The sequence below is a fragment of the Pseudomonas fulva NBRC 16637 = DSM 17717 genome, assembly GCF_000730565.1.
GTDB classification, from domain to species: Bacteria; Pseudomonadota; Gammaproteobacteria; order Pseudomonadales; family Pseudomonadaceae; genus Aquipseudomonas; species Aquipseudomonas fulva.
Genome location: NZ_BBIQ01000021.1, coordinates 1 through 24,007 on the forward strand (window position 1 = coordinate 1; position 24,007 = coordinate 24,007).

Sequence of the window (24,007 nt, forward strand, 5' to 3'; positions counted from 1 at the left end):
AGGTGAAGATCCGTGGCCAGCGCATCGAGCTGGGTGAGATCGAGGCGCGCCTGCTGGAGGTGGCCGAAGTCCGTGAAGCGGTCGTGCTGGCTCAGCCTGGCGCCGCCGGTGCGCAACTGGTCGGCTACGTGCTGGTCGCCGGCGCTGACCTGGAGGCCACGCGCCAGGCGCTGCTGCGCGAGCGCCTCAAGGCTCACCTCAAGGCCAACTTGCCCGGCTACATGGTGCCCGGCCAATGGCTGCTGCTGGAACAGTGGCCGCTCAGCCCCAATGGCAAGCTGGACCGCAAGGCCTTGCCGCTGCCCCAGGCCGCGCCACAACAACAGGGCTACGAAGCCCCGCAACGCCCGGTCGAGTGCCAACTGGCAGCGATCTGGCAGGACCTGCTCCAGCTCGACAAGGTCGGCTTGAACGACCATTTCTTCGACCTGGGCGGTCACTCTCTTCTCGTCGTGAGCCTGGTCTCACGCATTCAACTCGAGCTTGGTATGAAGGCAACTGCGCAATTGATTTTCCAATACCCCACCCTGGGCGAGCTGGCCCGCCAACTGGAGCGCGAAGGCGGGGCGGTGGATGCCTCCACCCTTGACCAGCTCGAAAGCTTGCTCGACGAAATGGAGGCGGTGTAATGGATCACGCCAGCGCCCTGCGCATTGCCCAACGCTTCATCGCCTTGCCCGTGGACAAGCGCCGTCAGTACCTGGCCAAGATGGCCGAACAAAAGGTCTCGCCCGGCAACCTGCCGATTCCGGTCATCCGCGAGCAGTTGGACAGCTTGCCGCTGTCCTTCGCCCAGGAGCGCCAGTGGTTCCTCTGGCAGTTGGAGCCAGGCAGCAGCGCCTCTCACATCCCTACCGCCCTGCGCCTGCGCGGCCACCTCGACACCCAGGCCTTGCAGCAGGCGTTCGATGCCCTGGTGGCACGCCACGAGACCCTGCGCACCACCTTCGTGGTGGAGGAGGAGCGGCCCTGCCAGCGCGTGCATGGCGCCCTGCCGATCGCGATCGAGCCGTTGCACCTGCCGGCCACCCTGGCACCCGAGCACCAAGACGCCCAGGTACAGGCGTTGATCGAGCAGCAGATCGCCAGGCCCTTCGACCTCGAACACGGTCCGCTGGTACGGCTGGGGCTGCTGACGGTGGCTGACGATGAACATGTGCTGGTGATGGTGCAGCACCACATCGTCTCCGATGGCTGGTCGATGCAGGTCATGGTCGATGAGCTGATGCAGCTGTACTTGGGCTTCGTCCACGGGCGGGCGGTCGAGCTGCCCGCGCTGCCCATTCAATACGCCGACTACGCCATCTGGCAGCGTCGCTGGATGGAAGCCGGCGGCAGCGAGCAGCAACTGGCCTACTGGCGTGAGCAACTGGGCGCGCATCAACCTGTACTGGAGTTGCCCACCGACCGTCCGCGTGCGGCCCAGCCAAGCCTGCGCGGCGCGCGTGTCGACCTGCCCATCGACAGCGCCCTGAGCGAAGCCTTGCAAGGCCTGGCGCAGCAGCAACAGGTCACGGTGTTCATGCTGTTGCTGGCGTCGTTCCAGGTGCTGCTGCACCGCTACACCGGCCAGACCGATATTCGCGTCGGGGTGCCCAACGCCAACCGCAACCGGGTCGAGACCGATCGCCTGCTGGGCTTCTTCGTCAACACGCAGGTGCTGCGCGCCGATGTGCAGGGGGCCTTGGCGTTCCCGGCGTTGCTGCAACAGGTCAAGCAGACGGTGCTCGGTGCCCAGGCGCATCAGGACCTGCCGTTCGAACAACTGGTCGAAGCTTTGCAGCCAGACCGCAGCCTGAGCCACAACCCGTTGTTCCAGGTGATGTACAACCACCAGCGCCAAGGCCGCGACCAACGCACCCGGCAGGTGCCTGGGCTCGATATCGAAGGGCTGTTCTGGGAAAGCCACAGCGCCTCGTTCGACCTGACGCTGGACACCGTCGAGGGCGAAGACGGCCTGTGGGGGTCGCTGACCTATGCGTGCGACCTGTTCGATGCCGCCACCATCGAGCGCCTGGGGCGCCATTGGCTGACCCTGCTGCGCAGCCTCGTCGCCGACCCGTCGCGCTGCATTGCTGCGCTGCCGATGCTGGCCGTCGATGAGCATGAGCACCTGCACGCTGTGCGCAACGCCCCGGACCTGCGTCACGCCGACGGCCCGCTGGTGCACGAGCGCATTGCCCAGTGGGCTGCGCAAACCCCGCAGGCCACCGCCTTGTTGTTTGGCGAGCAGCGCATGAGCTTTGCCCAGCTCGATCAGCAGGCCAACCGCCTGGCCCATGCCCTGGTCACAGCCGGGGTCGGGCCGGAAGTGCTGGTCGGTATCGCCCTGGAGCGTGGCCTTGAGATGGTCGTGAGCCTGTTGGCGGTGCTCAAGGCCGGCGGTGCCTATACGCCGCTCGATCCGCAATACCCCCGCGAACGCCTGGCCTACCTGATGCAGGACAGTGGCATGGCCCTGCTGCTCAGCGACAGCGCGCTCATGCAGCGCCTGCCGGTCCCTGAGGGGTTGGCAACCCTGGCCCTGGACCACATGGACCTGGCCTCGCAACCCTGCCACGCGCCGGCGAACGCCGCCCAGGCCGATAACCTGGCCTACGTCATCTACACCTCGGGTTCCACCGGCCTGCCCAAAGGGGTGGCGGTAGCCCATGGCCCCATCGCCATGCACTGCCGGGCGATTGGCGAGCGCTACGAAATGACGCCAGCCGACTGCGAACTGCACTTCATGTCGTTCGCCTTCGACGGTGCCCACGAGCGCTGGCTCACGCCCCTGACCCACGGCGCTTCGCTGCTGATCCGCGACCCGCAGCTGTGGACGCCGGAGCAAACCTATGCCGCCATGCATGAGCATGGGGTGACGGTCGCGGCGTTTCCACCGGTCTACCTTCAGCAACTGGCCGAGCACGCCGAGCGCGACGGCAACCCACCGCCGATGCGGGTGTACTGCTTCGGCGGCGATGCGGTGTCCGAGGCCAGCTACGCCATGGCCCGGCGCGCACTGCGCCCGACCTACATCATCAATGGCTACGGCCCTACCGAAACCGTGGTCACCCCCCTGATCTGGAAAGCCGGCGAACAGGACCGCTGCGGCGCAGCCTATGCGCCCATTGGTGATCGCGTCGGTGAACGGCGCGCGTATGTGCTCGATGCCGACCTGAACCTGTTGCCCCTGGCCATCCCGGGAGAGTTGTACCTGGGCGGGCAGGGTTTGGCCCGTGGCTACCTCAAGCGCCCGGCGCTCACTGCCGAAAGGTTCGTACCGGACCCGTTCGGCAACGGTGCCCGGCTGTACCGCAGCGGTGATCGGGTAAGCCTGCGCAGCAGCGGCATCATCGATTACCTCGGGCGCATCGACCGCCAGGTCAAGGTGCGAGGTTTTCGTATCGAGTTGGGCGAGGTGGAAGCTCGCCTGCTGGCGGTGCCGGGTGTGCGCGAAGCGGTGGTGGTGGCCCAGGCCGGCCCGAGCGGCCAGCAACTGGTCGGCTACGTGGTGAGCGACGACGCGCCGCAACTGGCGTCCGATCATCAGGCCCAGGCTGAGCGCCGCGAATCGATCAAGCGCCGTTTGAAGGTGGACCTGCCTGACTACATGGTGCCCACGCACGTGCAGTTGCTCGAACGCATGCCCCTGACCCCCAACGGCAAGATCGACCGCCAGGCCCTGCCGGCAGTCGACCTGACCCAGCTGCAAGGCCAGCATGTGGCCGCCAGCAGCCCGCTCGAGCAGGCGTTGGTGCAGATTTGGCAGGCGGTGCTGAAGGTCCCTCAGGTTGGGGTGACCGACAATTTCTTCGAATTGGGCGGCGATTCGATCATCTCGATCCAGGTGGTCAGCCGGGCCCGTCAGGCCGGCATCGTGCTCAGCCCCAAAGACCTGTTCCTGCACCAGACCGTGCAGGCCCTGGCCGGTGTGGCCCGTTTTGGCGAGGTCGCCCGCATCGACCAGGGCCCGGTCGCTGGCAGCCTGCCGCTGCTGGCCATCCAGCGCTGGTTCTTCGCCCAAGGCATTGCCGATGCGCATCACTGGAACCAGTCCGTGCTGCTGGCGCCGACGCAGGCGTTGCAGCCACGGGTGCTGGAGGCGGCGTTGCAGGCGCTGGTGCTGCACCATGATGCCTTGCGCCTGCGCTTCGATGCCCAAGCCGGGCTCGCCTGGCACCGGGCTGCGGCCCAGCAACAGGGCGCCGAGGAGCAGGCGCCGCTGCTGTGGCACGCCACGGTCGAGCGCGGCCAGGCCCTGACCGCGTTGTGCGAGCAGGCCCAGCGCAGCCTCGACCTGCACCAAGGGCCACTGCTGCGGGCTGTGCTGGCGGAGCTGGACGATGGCAGTCAGCGGCTGTTGCTGGTGGTTCATCACCTGGTCGTGGACGGTGTGTCCTGGCGCATTCTGTTCGACGATCTGCAGCAGGCCTACTCGCAGTGCCTGGCAGGCCAGGCGCTGTCGCTGCCGGCCAAGACCACGGCCTACAAGCATTGGGCAGAACGCCTGCAGGCACTGGCCAAAACCCCGGCCCTGGCCGAGCAGCTGCCGTACTGGCAGGCGCAGGTCGAAGGCGCCGTCGACGACCTGCCAGGCGCACGTCCTCACGCCAGCCTCGAAAAGCGCCATGCCTGTACGGTACACACGCGCCTGGACGACACGCTGACCCGGCAACTGCTGCAACAAGCCCCGGCGGCCTACCGCACCCAGGTCAACGACCTGCTGCTGACCGCGCTGACCCGCGTGATCTGCCGCTGGACCGGGCAGGCTTCGGCGCTGATCCAGCTTGAAGGGCACGGCCGTGAAGACCTGTTCGACGATGTCGACCTGACCCGCACGGTGGGCTGGTTCACCAGCGCCTTCCCGGTACGCCTGGACAGTGCAGGTGACGTGACCGACGCGATCAAGACCGTCAAGCAGCAACTGCGCGCGATCCCCGACAAGGGCATCGGCTACGGCGCCTTGCGCTACATGGGCAGCGCCCAGTCGCAGGCAGCCTTGAACGGCCTAGCCGAGCCGCGCATCACCTTCAACTACCTGGGCCAGTTCGACGGCAGTTTTGCCAGCGATCAAGGCGCCCTGTTCGTGCCAGCCAGCGAGGACGCCGGCGCCGAACAGGGCGCCGAGGCGCCGCTGGGCAACTGGCTGAGCATCAACGGCCAAGTGTACGCAGGCCAATTGCGCTTGGGCTGGACCTTCAGCGAAGCGATGTTCGAGCGCACTGACATCGAGCGCTTGGCGCAGGATTACGCACGCGAGCTGAACCAGCTGGTCGCCCACTGTCTGCTACCGGACAGTGCCGGGGTGACGCCTTCGGACTTCCCGCTGGCCATGCTCGACCCGTCACAACTGGACGCCCTTGGCCTGCCTTGGGCGGACGTTCAGGACCTGTACCCGCTCTCGCCCATGCAGCAGGGCATGCTGTTCCACAGCTTGCTGGAGCAGCAAGGGGGCGACTACATCAACCAGCTGTCGGTCAGCGTCCAGGGGCTGGCGCCTGAGCGTTTCCGGGAGGCCTGGCAGGCGGTGGTGCAGCGACATGACATATTGCGCAGCGGGTTCCTCTGGCAAGGCGGGCTGGTCCAGCCGCTTCAGTGGGTGCGCAAGCAGGTGCAGTTGCCATGCCGTGAAATTGACCTACGTGGCCATGAAGACCTTGACGCTGCACTGACGCGCCTGGCCGATGCCGAACGCGAGCAAGGCTTCGACCTGGCCCAGGCGCCACTGCTGCGCCTGACGCTGGCCCGCACGGGGGATGATCGTTATCAACTGATCTATACCAGCCATCACATCCTGCTCGACGGCTGGAGTAATTCGCAGTTGCTCGGCGAGGTGTTGCAGCACTACGCAGGCCAGGCGGTACACAGCCTCAATGGGCGCTACAGCGACTATATCGGCTGGCTGCAACGCCAGGACAAACGGGTCAGCGAGGCTTTCTGGCGCACGCAGTTCGCCACCCTTGACGAGCCGACCTGGCTCAGCCGTGCGCTCAAGTGCGCCGCCACCGGCCAGAGTGGGCAAGGCGAATTCAAATGGCGCCTGGACGCTGCGATCACCGAACAGTTGCACGGCTTTGCCCGTCAGCAGAAAGTCACCCTCAACACGCTCGTGCAGGTCGCCTGGCTGTTGCTGTTGCAGCGCTACACCGGTCACGACAGCGTGACATTCGGGGCTACGGTGGCGGGCCGGCCTACGCAATTGCAGGGCATCGAGCGGCAGATCGGCTTGTTCATCAATACCTTGCCCGTGGTCGCGCAGCCTGAACCGCAACAAGCGCTGGCGGATTGGTTACAGACCGTACAGGGCATCAACCTGGCACTCCGGGACCACGAACACAGTGCACTGAGTGATGTGCAGCGCTGGGCCGGGCAGGGCGGCGATGGATTGTTCGACACCTTGCTGGTCTTCGAAAACTACCCCGTGTCCGAGGCGCTGCAGCAGGGCGGCGTCAGTGACCTGCACTTTGGCGACGTGCACAGCCATGAGCAGAACAACTACCCGCTGACGCTGAGCGTCAGCACCGGGGCCGACCTGTTGTTGCATTACAGCTATGACGCTGCGCAGTTCAGTGCCGAGTGCATTGCCCAGGTTGCAAGCCAACTGGCCCATCTCCTGGCGCAGATGGCCGACGGCTCGCCCCAGCGTTGCCTGGGCGAGCTGAAGCTGTTCGAAGAGGGGCGTCAGCGCGCCCCGGTGCAGGACTGGGGCATGGCCGCCGGTGAGTACCCAAGCCTGGCGCCTGCCCATGTGCTGTTCGAGCAGCAGGCCCGGCGTGTTCCGAACCACACTGCGCTGATCACTGAAACCACCGAGCTGACCTACGCCCAGCTCAACGCAGCGGCCAACCGCCTGGCGCACCGCTTGATCGCCCAAGGCGTGGGCCCCGACGTGCTGGTCGGCATCGCCGTCGAGCGCGATGCGCCGATGGTCGTTGCCCTGCTGGCCGTGCTCAAGGCAGGCGGCGGCTATGTACCGCTCGACCCGAAATTTCCCCAAGAGCGCTTGCAGCAGATGGTCGAGGACAGTCGCATCGCGTTGCTGTTGACCCAGTCGCACTTGCGCGAAACGCTGGCACTGGACGCGCAGGTGCAGTGCCTGCTGCTGGATACGCCTGACGACGGCAACGGCTCCGCCAGCGACCCGCTCAACCGCGTGCACGCCGACAACTTGGCCTACGTGATCTTCACCTCCGGCTCGACCGGTCGGCCGAAGGGCGTGGCCATCAGCCATGGTGCCTTGACCCGCCACGCCTTCGTGGCCCAGTGGTATTCCGATATCCACGCGTCCGATTGCGTGCTGCAATTTGCCACGTTCAACTTCGATGCCTTCGTCGAGCAGCTGTACGCCCCGCTGGTCTGCGGTGCCACCGTGATGCTGCGCGGCAATGAAATCTGGGACAGCGAGACGTTCTACCAGCGGGTGCTGGCCCACGGCATCAGCGTGGCCGACCTGCCGACCGCGTACTGGAACTTGCTGGCAACCCAGTTTGCCAGCGTAGGGCCACGCGACTACGGGCAACTGCGCCAGATTCATGCGGGCGGCGAAGCCATGCCCCCTGAAGGCATGGCCGCCTGGCTCAAGGCCGGCCTGGGCCATGTGCGCCTGCTCAACACCTACGGCCCGACGGAAACCACGGTCACCTCCACCACGCTCGACTGCACTCCATACGTGCTGGGCGAACAACCCGTGCCTCACACCTTGCCGATCGGCACGGCCTTGCCTGGTCGGGAGATCTACCTGCTGGACGATGCCGGGCAACCGGTACCGACCGGTGTCGTGGGTGAGCTGGTGATCGGCGGCGAGTTGCTGGCCCGTGGCTACTTCGGCCGCAGCGCGCTGACCGCCGAGCGCTTCCTGCCCGACCCGTTCGCCGGCAACGGAGGGCGCTTGTACCGCACGGGCGACCTGGCGCGTTACCGCGCCGATGGCGTGATCGACTACGTCGGCCGGGTGGACCATCAGGTGAAGATCCGTGGCTTCCGCATCGAGCTGGGCGAGATCGAAACCTGCCTGCTGGCCCAGGTCGGTGTCAGCGAGGCGTTGGTCGTGGCACAGCCTGGTCCGAACGGGCCGCAACTGGTTGCTTACCTGGTTGCAGATGCAGACGTGCAGGCGTTGCGCGAAGCGCTCAAGGCGAGCCTGCCGGACTACATGGTTCCTGCCCATGTCATGCTGCTCGATCACATGCCGCTGAGCCCGAGCGGCAAGATCGACCGCAAAGCGCTGCCGCTGCCCGAGGCCTCCAGCAACCAGGCGTTCATCGCCCCCCAGACCCCGCTCGAACAGCAACTGGCGCGTATCTGGCAAGACGTGCTGAAGCTTGAGCGGGTCGGGGTGGACGACAACTTCTTCGAGCTGGGCGGTGACTCGATCATCTCCATTCAGGTGGTCAGCCGGGCCCGTCAGCAGGGGCTGCACTTCACGCCCAAGGAGCTGTTCCAGCACCAGACCCTGCGCGCCCTGGCCAAGGTCGTGCGCAATGCCGACAGCGCGGTGCAGATCGACCAAGGCACCGTCCTCGGCGGCATGCCGCTGCTGCCGGTGCAGCACAGCTTCTTCAGCGAGGTCATTGCCCAGCGTCACCACTGGAACCAGTCGGTGCTGCTGGTACCACGCACAGCACTTCAGGGCGTTGCACTGGAGCAGGCGTTGCAGGCGCTTGTGCAACATCACGATGCGCTGCGCCTTACCTTCAGCGAAGGTGAGCAAGGCTGGCTGGCCGAACATGGCGAGCCGGTGATGGCGCTGCTGTGGCAACGCCAGGTGGCCGATGCCCAGGCGCTGACCGCCCTGTGCGACGATGCCCAGCGCAGCCTGGACCTGGCCGAGGGCCCGCTGCTGCGCGCCGTGCTGGCCACGCTGGCCGACGGCAGCCAGCGCTTGCTGCTGGTGATCCATCACCTGGTGGTCGATGGCGTGTCGTGGCGCATCCTCTTCGAGGACCTGCAACAGGCCTACGCGCAATGCCTGGCCGGGCAGCCCGTGAAACTGCCGAGCAAGACCACGGCTTACAAGGCCTGGGCGCAGAAACTGGAGGCGCATGCCCACAGCCCAGCGCTGCAGGGGCAGAAGGACTACTGGATGGCACAACTGCGCGGGCAGCGCGCAGACCTGCCGGGCGTCAAGGTCGATGCAGGCATGCAGGGGCACCACGCCCAGACTGTGCAGACCCGCCTGGATGCCCAGCAAACCCGTCGCCTGTTGCAGCAGGCGCCTGCAGCCTACCGCACCCAGGTCAACGACTTGCTGCTGACCGCCCTGGCGCGTGTGATCTGCCAGTGGACAGGCGAACAGGCCGCGCTGATCCAGTTGGAAGGCCATGGCCGCGAGGAGCTGTTCGACGACGTCGACCTCACCCGTACCGTGGGTTGGTTCACCAGCGTGTTCCCGGTGAAGTTGCCCGTGTCCAGCGACCTTGGCGACACGCTTCGCCAGGTCAAGGAGCACCTGCGCGGCATTCCCGACAAGGGTGTCGGCTACGGTGTCCTGCGCTACCTGGGGGACGCTGCCACACGCGAGGCCTTGGCGGCGCTGGCGACACCGCGTATCACCTTCAACTACCTGGGCCAGTTCGACGGCAGTTTTGCTGGCGACGATGACGCCTTGTTCACCCCCGCCACAGAAAAGCGCGGCCGTGAGCAAAGCCCGGACGCACCCCTGGACAACTGGCTGGTGCTCAACGGGCGCGTATACGACGGTTGCCTGAGCCTGGACTGGACGTTCAGCCGCGAGCAGTTCGATGTGCAGGCCATCGAGGCTTTGGCCGATGCCTACGGCGCACAACTGCAGGCGCTGATCGAACACTGCCTGGCCCCTGATGCAGGTGGCGTGACGCCCTCCGACTTCCCCCTGGCCGGTCTGGACCAGGCGCAGCTGGACCAGCTTGCGGTGTCGGCGGCCAACCTCGAGGACATCTATCCACTGTCCCCGATGCAGCAAGGCATGTTGTTCCATAGCCTGTACGAGCAGGGCAGCGGCGATTACCTGAATCAGATGCGCCTGGACATCGGCGGGCTCGACCCGCAGCGTTTTCGCAGCGCCTGGCAGGCCACCCTCGACGCCCACGCCATCCTGCGCACCGGGTTCAACTGGCAGTTCGAGCAGGCCGTGCAGATGGTCATGAGCCGGGTCGAGCTGCCGTTCCGCCTGCTGGACCTGCGCGACGACCCCGCTGCAAAAGCCACCCTCGACGCACTGGCGCAAAGCGAACTGCAACAAGGCTTCGAGCTTCACACCGCGCCGCTGCTCAGGCTGGTACTTGCACAGACCAACGCGCAGGACTATCACCTGATCTACACCAGCCACCATATCCTGATGGACGGCTGGAGCACCTCGCAGCTTCTGGGCGAAGTACTCCAGCGCTATGCTGGCCAGCCGGTGACCCATGGGCCTACGCAGTACCGCGACTACATCGGTTGGTTGCTGCGTCAGGACCGTCAGGCCAGCGAAGTGTTCTGGCGCGATCAATTGGCCTGCCTGCCGGCGCCGACCCTGCTTGCACAAGCCTTGAAGCCGGCATCGCGCAGCTCAGGTCAACGCGATCATTTCCACCGGTTGGACGAACATCACACCCAGCGCCTGAATGCCTTTGCGCGCCGTCATAAAGTCACCCTCAACACCGTCATCCAGGCGGCCTGGCTGTTGTTGCTGCAACGCTACACCGGGCACAACGGCGTCGTGTTCGGGGCCACCGTCGCCGGACGCCCGCTGGCGATCAGCGGCGTGGAGCAACAGATCGGCCTGTTCATCAACACCTTGCCGGTGGTGGCCAGCCCCCAGGCTGATCAGCCGCTGCAAGCGTGGCTGCACGCGCTTGTGCAACTCAACCTGGCGCTGCGCGAGCAGGAGCACACCCCGCTCTTCGATATCCAGCGCTGGGCCGGGCAGGGCGGTGAAGCACTGTTCGACAACATCCTGGTGTTCGAGAACTATCCGGTTTCCGAGGCGCTGCAAGCAGCGCCCGTGGACCTGCGCTTTGGCAGCATCGATAACCATGAGCAGAGCAACTACCCGCTGACCGTCAGCGTAAACGCCGGGTCTACCGTGCTGCTGCACTTCACCTATGCGGGCGAGGCGTTCGATGCCCCGGGTATCGCGAGCATCGGTGACAACCTGGCCCACTTGCTCCTGCAAATGGTCGAGGGGGCCGACGGGCTTTGCCTGGGCGATCTGACCCTGCTGGACGACGGGCGTCAGCGCGCCCCGGTGCAGGACTGGGGCATGGCCGCCGGTGAATACCCAAGCCTGGCGCCTGCCCATGTGCTGTTCGAACAGCAGGCCCGGCGTGTTCCGAACCACACTGCGCTGATCACTGAAACCACCGAGCTGACCTACGCCCAGCTCAACGCAGCGGCCAACCGCCTGGCGCACCGCTTGATCGCCCAAGGCGTGGGCCCCGACGTGCTGGTCGGCATCGCCGCCGAGCGCGATGCGCCGATGGTCGTTGCCCTGCTGGCCGTGCTCAAGGCAGGCGGCGGCTATGTACCGCTCGACCCGAAATTCCCCCAAGAGCGCTTGCAGCAGATGGTCGAAGACAGTCGCATCGCGTTGCTGTTGACCCAGTCGCACTTGCGCGAAACGCTGGCACTGGACGCGCAGGTGCAGTGCCTGCTGCTGGATACGCCTGACGACGGCAACGGCTCCGGCAGCGATCCGCTCAACCGCGTGCACGCCGACAACCTGGCCTACGTGATCTTCACCTCCGGCTCGACCGGTCGGCCGAAGGGCGTGGCCATCAGCCATGGCGCCTTGACCCGCCACGCCTTCGTGGCCCAGTGGTATTCCGATATCCACGCGTCCGATTGCGTGCTGCAATTCGCCACGTTCAACTTCGATGCCTTCGTCGAGCAGCTGTACGCCCCGCTGGTCTGCGGTGCCACCGTGATGCTGCGCGGCAACGAAATCTGGGACAGCGAGACGTTCTACCAGCGGGTGCTGGCCCACGGCATCAGCGTGGCCGACCTGCCGACCGCGTACTGGAACCTGCTGGCAACCCAGTTTGCCAGCGTAGGGCCACGCGACTACGGGCAACTGCGTCAGATTCATGCGGGCGGCGAAACCATGCCCCCTGAAGGCATGGCCGCCTGGCACAAGGCCGGCCTGGGTCATGTGCGCCTGCTCAACACCTACGGTCCGACGGAAACCACGGTCACCTCCACCACGCTCGACTGCACTCCATACGTGCTGGGTGAACAACCCGTACCTCACACCTTGCCGATCGGCACGGCCTTGCCTGGTCGGGAGATCTACCTGCTGGACGATGCCGGGCAACCGGTACCGACCGGTGTCGTGGGTGAGCTGGTGATCGGCGGCGAGTTGCTGGCCCGTGGCTACTTCGGCCGCAGCGCGCTGACCGCCGAGCGCTTCCTGCCCGACCCGTTCGCCGGCAACGGCGGGCGCTTGTACCGCACGGGCGATCTGGCGCGCTACCGCGCCGATGGCGTGATCGACTACGTTGGCCGGGTGGACCATCAGGTGAAGATCCGTGGCTTCCGCATCGAGCTGGGCGAGATCGAGACTTGCCTGCTGGCCCAGGCCGGTGTCAGCGAGGCGCTGGTCATGGCGCAGCCTGGCCCCAGTGGGCCGCAACTGGTGGGCTATGTGGTCACGCAGGTGGCCGTGGCCACGCTGCGCGAAGCGCTCAAGGCGAGCCTGCCGGACTATATGGTGCCGGCTCACCTGATGGTGCTCGACGGCCTGCCATTGAGCCCGAGCGGCAAGATCGACCGCAAGGCGCTGCCCCAGCCCGAGGCTGCCAGCAGCCATGCTTTCGTCGCCCCGCAGACAGCGCTCGAACAGCAGTTGGCCACAGTCTGGCAAGATGTGCTGAAGCTTGAGCGGGTCGGAGTGGACGACAACTTCTTCGAGCTGGGCGGTGACTCGATCATCTCCATCCAGGTGGTCAGCCGAGCGCGGCAGCTGGGGCTGCACCTGACCCCGAAAGCGTTGTTCCAGCACCAGACCCTCCGGGCCTTGGCCCAGGTCGTTGGCACGGCAGGCACAGTCTTGCAGATCGATCAGGGTGCGGTCACCGGCACCACGCCGTTGTTGCCGGTGCAGCACAGCTTCTTCAGCGAAGCCATCGCCCAGCGTCACCACTGGAACCAGTCGGTGCTGCTGGTGCCGAGCGCGCCGCTTCACGGGGCTGCGCTCGAGCAAGCGTTGCAGGCGTTGGTGCACCATCACGATGCCCTGCGCCTGCGCTTCAGTGAAGGCGATCAGGGTTGGCAGGCCTGCCACGGCGACAACGCCCAGGCGCTGCTGTGGCAACGCGAGGTAACCGATGCCCAGGCACTCACTGCCCTGTGCGACGATGCCCAGCGCAGCCTGGACCTGGCCGACGGCCCGCTGCTGCGCGCGGTGCTGGCCACCTTGGCCGACGGCAGCCAGCGCTTGCTGCTGGTGATCCATCACCTGGTGGTCGATGGCGTGTCGTGGCGCATTCTGTTCGAGGACCTGCAGCAGGCTTACCAGCAGTGCCTGACCGGGCAGCCGCTCAGCCTGCCGGCCAAGACCAGCGCCTACAAGGCCTGGGCCGAACGCCTGCAAGCCCACGCCCAAAGCGAAACCCTGCGCCAGCAACTGGGCTATTGGCAGGCCCAACTGCAGGGCTTTGCCCAGACGCTGCCTGGCGAAGATGCCCAAGGCAGCCAGCAGGTGGGCGACGCCCATACCGTGCAGGTTGAACTGGATGCAGCGTTGACTCGGCAACTGCTTCAGCAGGCCCCGGCAGCTTACCGCACCCAGGTCAACGACCTGCTGCTGACTGCCCTGGCCCGGGTGATCTGCCACTGGACGGGCGAGCACGCGGCATTGATCGAGCTGGAAGGCCACGGCCGCGAGGCGCTGTTCGACGACGTCGACCTCACCCGTACCGTAGGCTGGTTCACCAGCCTGTTCCCGGTGAGGCTGCCGGTGGCGGGGCCAGTGGGGGATACCATCAAGCAGATCAAGGAACACCTGCGCGCCATCCCGGACAAAGGCCTTGGCTTTGGGGTGCTGCGCTATCTGGGCGATACGGCTACCCGCCAGGCATTGACCGGCCTGGCGCAGCCACGCATCACCTTCAACTACCTGGGCCAGTTCAGCGCCAGCGCCGCCGGTGAGGACGATGCGCTGTTCGCCCCGGCCGCGGAAAGCGGCGGGCGCCAGGTCAGTGATCAGGCGCCGCTGGGCAATGCCCTGACCATCAACGGGCAGGTGTTCGAAGGCGCCCTGAAGCTAGACTTCACCTTCAGCCGCCAGCGGTTCGCCGCGGGCATCATCGAGCACCTGGCGCATGCCTACGTAAGCGAGCTGCGTACGGTCGTTGAGCACTGCCTGGCCTTGGAACACCTCTGCCTGACCCCGTCCGACTTCCCGCTCGCGGGGCTGAGCCAAGCACAGCTGGACCGTTTGCCGGTACCGACCGAGGCTGTCGAAGACCTGTACCCGCTGTCGCCGATGCAGCAGGGCATCCTGTTCCACACCCTCGAAGCCGCTCAGCAGGGGCTGTACGTCAGCCAAACCAGCGTGCAGGTACAAGGGTTGGATAACGCCCGCTTCCTCGCGGCCTGGCAGCACATGGTCGATCGCCATGAAATTCTGCGCACCGGGTTCTGGACCGAAAGCCACCTCAACGAGCCATTGCAATGGGTGGCCAAGCGTGCCGAACTGCGTGTGCGCGAGCTCGACTGGCGGGGCCGCCCGGTCAGCGCCGCCGACCTGCAAGGCCTGGCCGAGCAGGACTACGCCCGCGGCTTCGACCTGCTGCAGCCGCCCTTGATGGGCCTGACCCTGGTGCGCCTGGATGAGGAGCGCCAGCAACTGATCTGGAGCAGCCACCACATCCTCATGGACGGCTGGAGCCACTCACGCCTGCTGGGTGAGGTGTTCGCCGTGTACGGTGGACAAGCACTGCCCGGCAAACGCGGCAGCTACCGCGACTACATCGCCTGGCTGGCCGCCCAGCCCCAGGCGCAGATGGAACACTTCTGGAAAGACAAGCTGGCCGGGCTCGAAGGGCCCACCCTGCTGGCCACCGGGTTGCATCCAGCGCCCGTCGCCGAGGCCGACGGCTACGACGCGCTGTACTTGAACTGGGACGCCGCGCAAACCCGGCAACTGCGTGATCAGGCCCAGCGCCTGCGGGTCACACCCAACACGCTGATCCAGGCAGCCTGGCTGCTGCTGCTGCAACGCTACACCGGGCAAGCGCGCGTGTGCTTCGGCGCAACCGTCGCCGGTCGTCCGGCAAACCTGCCGGGTGCTGAAGACATGCTGGGCTTGTTCATCAACACGCTGCCGATCATCCAGGCGCCTCTGCCCGAACAGCCGGTGGGGCAGTGGTTGCAGGCCCTGCAGGACTACAACGTGCAGGTGCGCGACTACGAGCACGTGTCTTTGGCCGATGTACAGCGTTGGTCCGGGCAAAGCGGACAGGCGTTATTCGACAGCATCGTGGTGTTCGAGAACTATCCCCTGGACGAGCGCCTGCAAGACGCCGGCGAAGACGGCTTGCGCTTCGGCGCCAGCGAAGGCCGCGACGTGACCAACTATGCCATGGACCTTGCCGTGCACCTGGATGACACCTTGAGCATCGAGTTCCTGTACTGGCGCAGCCGCTTCAGCCACGCTGCCTGCCAGGGCATTAGGCGCAGCTTCGAGCGCTTGCTCCAAGCGCTGCTGGGCGACCCACTGGCCGCCATCGGCAGCCTGCCCATGCTCGATGCCGACGCTGAGCGGCAGCAGGCCGAGGCCAACCGGCTGGTCGCCAACCCGACCCGCACGCCGCTGCTGCAGCGCATCGCCGGGCATGTACAGGCCCGTGGTCAGCAGGTAGCGGTCAGCTGCGCCGGGCAGTCCCTGACGTATGCCGAGCTTGAAGCGCGCGCCAACCGCCTGGCCGTGGCCCTGATCGACGCCGGTGCTGCCCCGGAGGTACGTGTCGGGGTGGCGCTGGAGCGCTCGGTAGACATGATCGTGGCCTTCTATGCGGTGCTCAAGACCGGCGCTGCGTATGTGCCTGTCGACATCGATTACCCGCGCGAGCGGGTGCAGTGGATCATCGAGGACTCAGCCATGCGGCTGCTCATCAGCCAGGCTAGCGTCAGCGAACGTTTGCCAAGCGCCGAAGGGGTCGACACGCTGCTGCTCGAATCGCTCGCGCCGGTGCAGGCGCAGGTCGCCCTGCCGGCGGTGGTGATCGACGAAGACAACCTGGCGTACCTGATCTACACCTCCGGTTCGTTGGGCAAGCCCAAAGGCGTTGCGGTCGCCCGCGGGCCGCTGGCCATGCACTGCCAGGCCATCATCGAGCGCTATGGGATGAGCGAGGCGACCCGCGAGTTGCTGTTCATGTCGTTCGCCTTCGATGGCGCCCAGGAGCGGTGGCTGTCCACCCTGGCGGCCGGTGGTCAGCTGGTGGTGCGCGACAACCGTCTGTGGACGCCCGAGGAAACCTGGCAGGTGCTGCATGAGCAGGCCATCACCATCGCCTGTTTCCCGCCTGCGTACCTGCAACAGTTGGCCGAATACGGCCAGGCCTTCGATAGCCCGCCACCGGTGCAGATCTACTGCTTTGGCGGCGACGCCGTGGCCGATGCCAACTTCGAATTGGTCAAGCGCACCCTGCGTCCAAGGCTGCTGACCAATGGCTACGGCCCCACCGAGACGGTGGTCACACCGTTGCTGTGGGTGGTCGATACCGACCAGCGCTGCGAGGCGGCCTATGCGCCGATTGGCACACGGGTGGGTGAGCGTACCCTGCACATTCTCGATGCCGGCCTGAACCCATTGCCCGACGGCGTGCCAGGTGAGTTGTACATCGGCGGGCAAGGGCTTGCGCGGGGCTACCATGCTCGACCAGGCCTGACGGCCGAGCGATTCGTGGCCGACCCCAGTGGCAAGGGTGCGCGCCTGTACCGCACCGGCGACCTGGTACGCCGCCGGGCAGACGGGGTGATCGACTTCCTTGGCCGCCTGGATCATCAGGTCAAGATCCGGGGCTTTCGTATCGAGCTGGGCGAAATCGAGGCCCGCTTGCGCAGCCAACCCCAGGTGCGCGATGCGGTCGTCGTGGCCCGTGACACCGAAGGCGGCAAGCAACTGATCGGTTATGTGGCCACCAGCAGCCCGGCGCTACAAGGCGAGGCGCTGCGCATGGCATTGCAACAGGGCTTGCCTGACTACATGGTGCCCAGCCAGATCCTGGTGCTGGAGCACCTGCCGCTGAGCCCCAACGGCAAGGTTGACCGCAAGGCGCTGCCAGACCCGTCCTTCAAGGGTCGCGAGTACGTGGCGCCGCGCAACGCCCTCGAAGCCGGCCTTGCCGCGATCTGGCAAGAGGTGCTGGAGCTGGAGCAGGTTGGGGTGACGGACAACTTCTTCGAGCTGGGCGGCGATTCCTTGCGCACCCTGAAGGTGCTGTCCAAGGTGCGCAATCAACCGGCGTTGGGCGTTGAGCTGAAGCTGCGCGACATGATGAGCAAACCCACCATCGCCGAGTTGTCCGGTTACGTGGACGACGCCGTGGCAGTGCTTTCACCGCTGCTGCCGCTCAATGGCCCGGTCGCGCAGTGCGAGCCCCTGTTCTGTCTTCACGCAGGGTTCGGCACCGTGTTCGACTATGAGCCTCTGGCGCGACGGCTGGACGGGGTGCGCCAGGTCATCGGCGTGCAGTGCAGGATGCTGCTGGACAAGCACTGGCAGGACAGCTCGCTGGAAGCCATGGCCCAGGACTACGCAGGCTTCATCCGCGAACAGCAACCACAAGGGCCGTACCACTTGCTGGGCTGGTCGCTGGGCGGGCCGTTGGCGCTGCTGGTGGCCCGTGTGCTGGAAGGGCAGGGCCAGTGCGTGCACTTCGTTGGGCTGGTGGACAGCTTCGTGCCCGGTGACCACGGGCCGGAAGACGACCTGACCGAAGAGCTGCGCAACTTCTTGTCCATCATCCTCGACCAGCCGCCCGAAAGCCTGCCGGCGTTCGACCTGTCTGACGACGGCTCCCAACCGGCCCTTGAAGCGCTGGTAGCGCAAGTGCAGGCCCACGTGCTGGGCAGCGGTGATTCACCGCGCTTCGCTGCCGAGGAACTGGTGCATGCCTTTACGGTGGCGCTGCGCCTGAAGGCGCTGTCGCGACGCCTTGCGCCGCTGCCCGCCATCGAGTGCCCGGCCAGCTTCTGGTGGGCAGAGGACGGGTACGGCGCACCGGCTCAAGCTTATCAACGGCGGTTCAGCCAGGACGATGCAACGCTCATCCACGCGTCGCACTTCGAGATCCTCAAGCAGCCCCAGCTGCTGCGCGAGGTGTGCGAGTGCCTGGACACGACCACCGAAACCCAAGGGCGCGCGTGACGCGCCCTGTCACTGATTTTCAAGTAAGGATCGAACATGGCATTGCACCCTGACCTGGCAGCGTTTCTGGAACTGGTCGAATTCGGCAGGCTGACCGGCAAGAGCCAGCCCATGCACGCGATGGACGTGGCCCAGGCCCGCGCCGAATTCGCCGCCAGCTCGCAAGTGCTCGACCCCAGCCCGCCCGGTGACCTGAGTGTCAGCGAACTGAGCATCCCGACCCGCGACGGCGCCCAGCTGCCCGCTCGGCTCTACCGCAACGGGCAGCCTGCAGCTGCACCGCAACCGGTGATCCTCTACCTGCACGGCGGCGGCTATGTGGTCGGCAGCCTCGACTCGCACGACTCGGTGTGCCGGCGCCTGGCGAGCATGGGCGACTTCGCAGTGCTCGCCCCGGATTACCGACTGGCGCCGGAGCACCGTTTTCCGGTCCCTGTGAACGACGCGCTCGATGCCGCCAACTGGCTGGCCGAGCACGCCCTGGCCCTTGGGCTGGACAACCGCCGGGTGGTGTTTGCCGGCGACAGCGTCGGCGCAAGCCTTGCGACCGTCCTGGCCATCACTGCGGTCAAGGCCCCTGAAACGCTGGCGATCAAGCCGTTGGCGCAGTTACTGTTCTACCCGGTCACCGACCTGTCGTGCCTGCGCGACTCCCACCGCCAGCATGCCGAAGGCTATTTGCTGGAGACCGAGACGCTGGCGTGGTTCTACCAGCATTACGCACCGCTGCCCGAACAACGCCTGGACTGGCGCGCTTCACCGCTGCTGGCCCAAGTGGACACGCCGCTGGCGCCGGCCTACCTGTGGGTAGCGGAGTACGACCCATTGCACGATGAAGGCCTAGCGTATCGCGACAGGTTGCAGGCAAGCGGGACGCCGGTGACCTTTGTGCGGGCGCAGGGGCTTAGCCATGACTTTTTGCGGATGTCGGGGTTGGTGGGGCAGGTCGGGGGGATTTATCGGGATGTGGGGGCGTGGTTGAGCGCGGTTGGGGGACGAGCGTAATAGTCCTCGCGTGCCGTTACCGTAACAGAGCACACACACATCCAGGCCTATGTAGTGCGACCAACTTGGAGAGTAGGTGTGTGCTTTTTCTGATTCTTAACTAAGGCTTGCGCGCGGGTGATCTTGATGAAATCCCGCAATGCCAGGTAGGCATACAAGCCGCCACAGGGAGTGGTGACTGCAGCCAACCACATAAACCGAGCAGGAAAGCCCTAGGGCCGGTCGAAATCAAGGGTGAAGCTGCGAGCAATGAGGCGATGAAGTAGATCAGTAGCCACCAGACCTTGAACCCACGCTCGATGGCCAGTGGATGCAGTTTGTCGGCATCACCGATCTTATACGTGGGGAGGTGACTGGATGCTTGATAGCGTTCGAGTCGCGCTGCCTCCCTGCACTTCGCAGGCAAGCCGGCTCAGTCGCCGAGCCGGCTTGTCGTCACAGACAGGGGCTTTAGAAGCTGTACCGGGTGGTGAACATCACGTTGCGGGGCTCACCGTAGTAACCGGTGAAGAACGTGGGGTCCAATGCGCTGAAGTACTTCTTGTCGAACACGTTGTTCACGTTGACGGTGGCGCTCAGTTCCTTGGTGATGTCGTAGCGTGCCATCAGGTCTAACACAGCGTATTGCTGCTGGGTCGCCTTGCCCTGGCTGGTGGTCAGGCTCAGGCCGCTCTGCCAGTTCATGCCGCCGCCCACGGTCAGCTGGTTGAGATCGCCGGGCAGGCGGTATGTGGTCCAGAGCTTGACCAGGTTGGCAGGCGCTTCGGTCATGATGCGCTCGCGGTCCGAGTCCTTGGTCAGGCTGTGGCTGTAGCTGGCGCTGACGTTCCAGTCGGGCATGACTTCGCCGTAGATTTCCATGTCGATGCCGCGGGTCTTGGCGCCGGACACCGCGCGGTACGCCGACTCACGAATGGTCCCTTCGACGGTTTCGCCGGTGGCCACGCCCAGGTTGTCCTGCTTGATTTCGTAAAGGGCGACGGCGGTGTTGACCCGCCCATCCAGAAATTCGCTTTTCAGGCCAATTTCGTAGTTGTCACCTTCGCGCGATTCCAGGGTCTTGCCTGCCTGATCGCGGATCGACTGCGGCTTGTAGATCTTGGTGTAGCTGGCGTAAAGCGAGTGGATGTCGGTAAGGTCGTACACCACCCCTGCATAAGGGGTGACGAAACCGCTCTCGCGGGTGGAGGCGCGGCTGTTCAGGCCCGGATAGGACGGGTTGGCCACGGTTTTTTTCTTGTAGCTGTAGTCGCCCACCCGTGCGCCCAGGATCAGCGACAGGTCATCGGTGGGTTTGAAACGCGCCACCATGTACGCGGCGTTCTGGCGCACGGTGGTGTCGTCGTTCATCAGCTTGCCCACGGAAAGGGGGCGCTCGGTGTCGTTGTCCCAGGTGTAGATGTTGGCCGGACGGCCTTCCAGGTCGTCGTCGGCCGGGTCGCTGTAGTCGTGGAATTCCGAACCGCTCAAGCCGATCACCAGCTCATGCTCGCGGCCCAACAGCTGGAAGGGGCCCTGGACCAAGGCGTCGATGCCCAGTTGGCGCTGCGAGCCTGAGCCGTCGCCGCCGTACAGGTAGGCCCCTTCGCCGGTTTGCTTGTCGGGGAAGTCGCCGCTGAGCGAGGCCAGGGAATAGTCGCGCGAACTGTACATGTTGTTGACCGCCACCTTGAGCTTCCAGTCGTTGACCAGGCTCTGCTCAAGGTTGGCGAAGGTGGTAAGGGTGTTCTGCTTACGGTAGCTCCAGCGCGAACCTGCGTTGATCGAACGGGAAAAGTCGGTCTGTTCGCCATTGCTGTAGAACAGCGGGAAGCTGGCGAACGATACGCCACGCGGGTTGTTCTTCTGGTAGTCCACGCCCACGCTCAACAGGGTGCTGTCGGTGAGGTCGGCTTCGAGGATGCCGTAGTAGGTCTGTTTTTCCTGTTGGTAGTGGTCGATGTAGCTGTTGCCCTGCTTGTTCGCCACGACCGTGCGACCGCGCAGGCGGGCATCGTCGGTCAGGGGGCCGGACACGTCCACCTCGGTGCGGTAGGTGTCCCAGGAACCCGCCCCGGCGGTGATCGAGCCCTGGAAGGTGGAGGTCGGGCGCTTGCGGACCAGGTTGATGCTGCCCGAGGGGTCACCGGCGCCTGTCATCAGGCCGGTAGCGCCGCGCACGATTTCGACGCGATCATAAATCGAGGTGTCGATCAGGCTTTGTGGGCTGGCACTGGTCTGCACGATCAGGGTCGTGGGGATACCGTCGAACTGGTAGCTGTCGATCGAATAGCCGCGCGAATAGATGTTCACCCGCTCACTGTCGATGTTCTGCACCGACAGGCCCGGCGCCTGCTTGAGCACGTCACTCAGGGTGGTCAGCTGTTGGTCTTGCAGGCGTTGACGGGTCATGACGCTGACCGACTGGGGGGTTTCACGCAGGGACATGGGCAGCTTGGTGGACGCACTGCTGCTGTTGACGGTGTACGAACGGCTGGCTTCGCTCGAGCCGTCCAGGTTGCTCTGCACGGTGGTGGCGTCCAGCTGCAGCGAGCTGGTGTCGTTGCCACGACGGTGAATGGTCACGCTGTTGCCCTGGATGTCGTACGCAAGCCCCGTGCCTGCCAGCAAGGTTGCCAGGGCCTGCTGCGCGGTGAGGTGGCCCTTGACGGCTCGACCGTTGAGCCCTTGCACATCATCGGGGCTGAACAGCACCTGCTGGTCGGCCTGGCGACCGAACGCCTGCAGCGAAGCGGAGAGCGGCATGGCGGCAATGTCCACATCCACTTCCTGGGCCATCACCTGGGCCGACAGCGGCAGGCACAGCGCCATGCCCAGGCTCGAGCCGAGCAGCGTCGTCTGGAAGACACGGTGAAGCCTGAAGGCTTGGGTGATCGGGTTGAGCGTGCTAAGGGCTGGCATTACATCCTCTCTGGTGGAGATTTAAATGATAATGATTTGTATTAGTTGCTCAGTGAGACGCACCAGCGTAGGAAAACCGGAAAGAAAAAATTTCAGTCCGGTTACAACGCTTCAGGCGGGGTGGAGTGCTGGCGCGATCTTGCCGCGGTACAGGCGCACCAAGTGGTCGGCCATATCGAAGTAGCGATCGTCGTGGGAGATCACGATGATGGTCTTGCCCAGCCGCTTCAGGTCCGGCAGCAGCTCGGTGTAGAAGATCCGCCTGAAGGTCGGATCCTGGTCGGCGGCCCATTCATCGAACACCAGTACGGGACGCTCCTCCAGCCAGGCGCTGACCAGCGCCAGGCGCTTGCGCTGACCGGTGGACAGGTCGGTGGTGCTGAACACCCCGTCACGAATGCTCACCTTGTGGTCGATCTCCAGGCGCCTGAGGTAGCGCCCGGCGTCATCGGGTAGCGGTTGATCGCCTTGGATCACGTCGTCGAACAGGTAGTAGTCAGCGAAGATGGTGGTGAACAGCTGGCGGTAGTCATCGCGGGTCTGGGCCGTCACGGGCTGGCCGTTGAGCACGATGCTCCCGCCTTGCGGGGCGTACAAGCCCAGCAGCAGCTTGATCAGGGTGGTCTTGCCGCAGCCGTTTTCACCGACGATGAACACGATGTCGCCTTGCTGGACTCGCAGGTTCACCGGCCCGAACTGGAAGGGCTCGGCGCCCTCCACGGCAGGGAAGGTGTAGCGAACGTCCTTAAGTTCGAGCGCGTTCATGGCCATGGTCGGTTTGCGTGCGTCGTCCAGCAGCAGGTGTGGTTCGGGCGAGGAGAACTGCGTCGACAGCGCAGCAATACGACGAAAGGCGATCCGGGCCTTGCCGATGATCGGCAGGGTGCTGATCAGGTGCTCCAGCGGGCCTTTCATGTACAGCAGCACCAGCACGAAACCGCTGGTAACGCTCTTGTCTGTCGAGGGCCAGTACGATTGCAGGGCCAGCGCCACCGCAATCACCACGAAGAACAACATCGAGCCCAGGGTCTTGGCGATCACGAAGGTGTTGATCGAACGGACCTGGGTGACGCAGATCCGATTGGCCGTGTCGCGGATGCCGTGGCTGAACATCCGTTGGCGGCGCGGCCGGTGAATGCGCAGTTCCTTGGCCCCTTCGGCGATGGCGCTGTAGTGTTTCTGCAAGTCGTCCTCCGCTTCCCGGGCGGCTTCGAAGCCCCGCATGCCTCTGGCCTGGGCGATGAACTGCAGCACGGTGCCCACGCCGATGGCCACCAGTATCACCAGGAACATCTGCCAGGACAGGTGCGCCAGGTAGCCCAGGCACCCCAGCGTCACGGTGAGCGAGATGGCCAGCGGGGCGAAGACGTAGGCGAAGTCGCTGATGGTGTCCACGTCATGGGTCAGTACCGGGATCAGCCGATGGCTGCGGTAGCGCTCGATCTGGTCGATGGGCGCGGCCAGCACCTTCTCACCCAGCTGACGACGCAAGGTGGCGATGACGTGTTGGCCTACGTAGTTGGTGCCCATGTCGGACAGAACCGAGCTGAGCAGGGCCAGCAGGCACAGGCCAGCGAAGCCCAGTACCACGCCTTGCGTCAGGCCGGCGTCGCTGTGCAAGCTGCTGTTGATGGTGGCCAGCAAAGCGGTGACGCTCAGGCCACCGATCATGCCCAGGACGATGCAAACCGTGACCAGAGGCCAGAACGGCTTGAGCAGGCCGAACAGTTCCCTGACGGCGCCACGAGGTTGATGGGTCATGTGTTTCTCCTCAATCGCGTGGGG

Annotated in this window: 5 protein-coding genes; 3 read left to right on the forward strand and 2 right to left on the reverse strand. The window is 65.3% G+C overall.

Annotated elements, in window-relative coordinates; translation table 11 throughout:
• The 3 genes from PFU01S_RS18160 to PFU01S_RS18170 all read left to right on the forward strand — a co-directional run.
• Window positions 1–629: phosphopantetheine-binding protein (locus tag PFU01S_RS18160; protein WP_042139767.1), on the forward strand; the 629-nt coding region annotated here is incomplete at its 5' end.
• On the forward strand, window positions 629–18,316 hold the full coding sequence (locus PFU01S_RS22735) for a non-ribosomal peptide synthase/polyketide synthase (protein ID WP_042139768.1): 17,688 nt from the start codon (window positions 629–631) through the stop codon (window positions 18,314–18,316). The genes PFU01S_RS18160 and PFU01S_RS22735, both read left to right, overlap by 1 nt.
• Window positions 18,317–18,352: 36 nt before the next feature.
• On the forward strand, window positions 18,353–19,321 hold the full coding sequence (locus tag PFU01S_RS18170; protein WP_027916316.1) for an alpha/beta hydrolase: 969 nt from the start codon (window positions 18,353–18,355) through the stop codon (window positions 19,319–19,321).
• Window positions 19,322–19,771: 450 nt separating this feature from the next.
• Here the strand turns inward: PFU01S_RS18170 and PFU01S_RS18175 are convergent, their stop codons facing one another.
• Both PFU01S_RS18175 and PFU01S_RS18180 read right to left on the reverse strand, forming a co-directional pair.
• Complete coding sequence (locus tag PFU01S_RS18175) at window positions 19,772–22,222, reverse strand: TonB-dependent siderophore receptor (protein ID WP_033736584.1); 2,451 nt, start codon at window positions 22,220–22,222, stop codon at window positions 19,772–19,774.
• A gap of 111 nt (window positions 22,223–22,333) precedes the next feature.
• Window positions 22,334–23,983 (reverse strand): cyclic peptide export ABC transporter, encoded by a 1,650-nt coding sequence (locus tag PFU01S_RS18180; protein ID WP_028686608.1) that lies wholly within the window; start codon window positions 23,981–23,983, stop codon window positions 22,334–22,336.
• Between the last annotated feature and the right edge of the window lie 24 nt (window positions 23,984–24,007).

Excerpts from the sequence above, each read along its gene's own strand:
- PFU01S_RS18170 (WP_027916316.1), top strand. The coding sequence starts at position 18,353 with ATGGCATTGCACCCTGACCTGGCAGCGTTTCTGGAACTGGTCGAATTC.
- PFU01S_RS18180 (WP_028686608.1), bottom strand. The coding sequence starts at position 23,983 with ATGACCCATCAACCTCGTGGCGCCGTCAGGGAACTGTTCGGCCTGCTC.
- PFU01S_RS22735 (WP_042139768.1), top strand. The coding sequence starts at position 629 with ATGGATCACGCCAGCGCCCTGCGCATTGCCCAACGCTTCATCGCCTTG.
- PFU01S_RS18175 (WP_033736584.1), bottom strand. The coding sequence starts at position 22,222 with ATGCCAGCCCTTAGCACGCTCAACCCGATCACCCAAGCCTTCAGGCTT.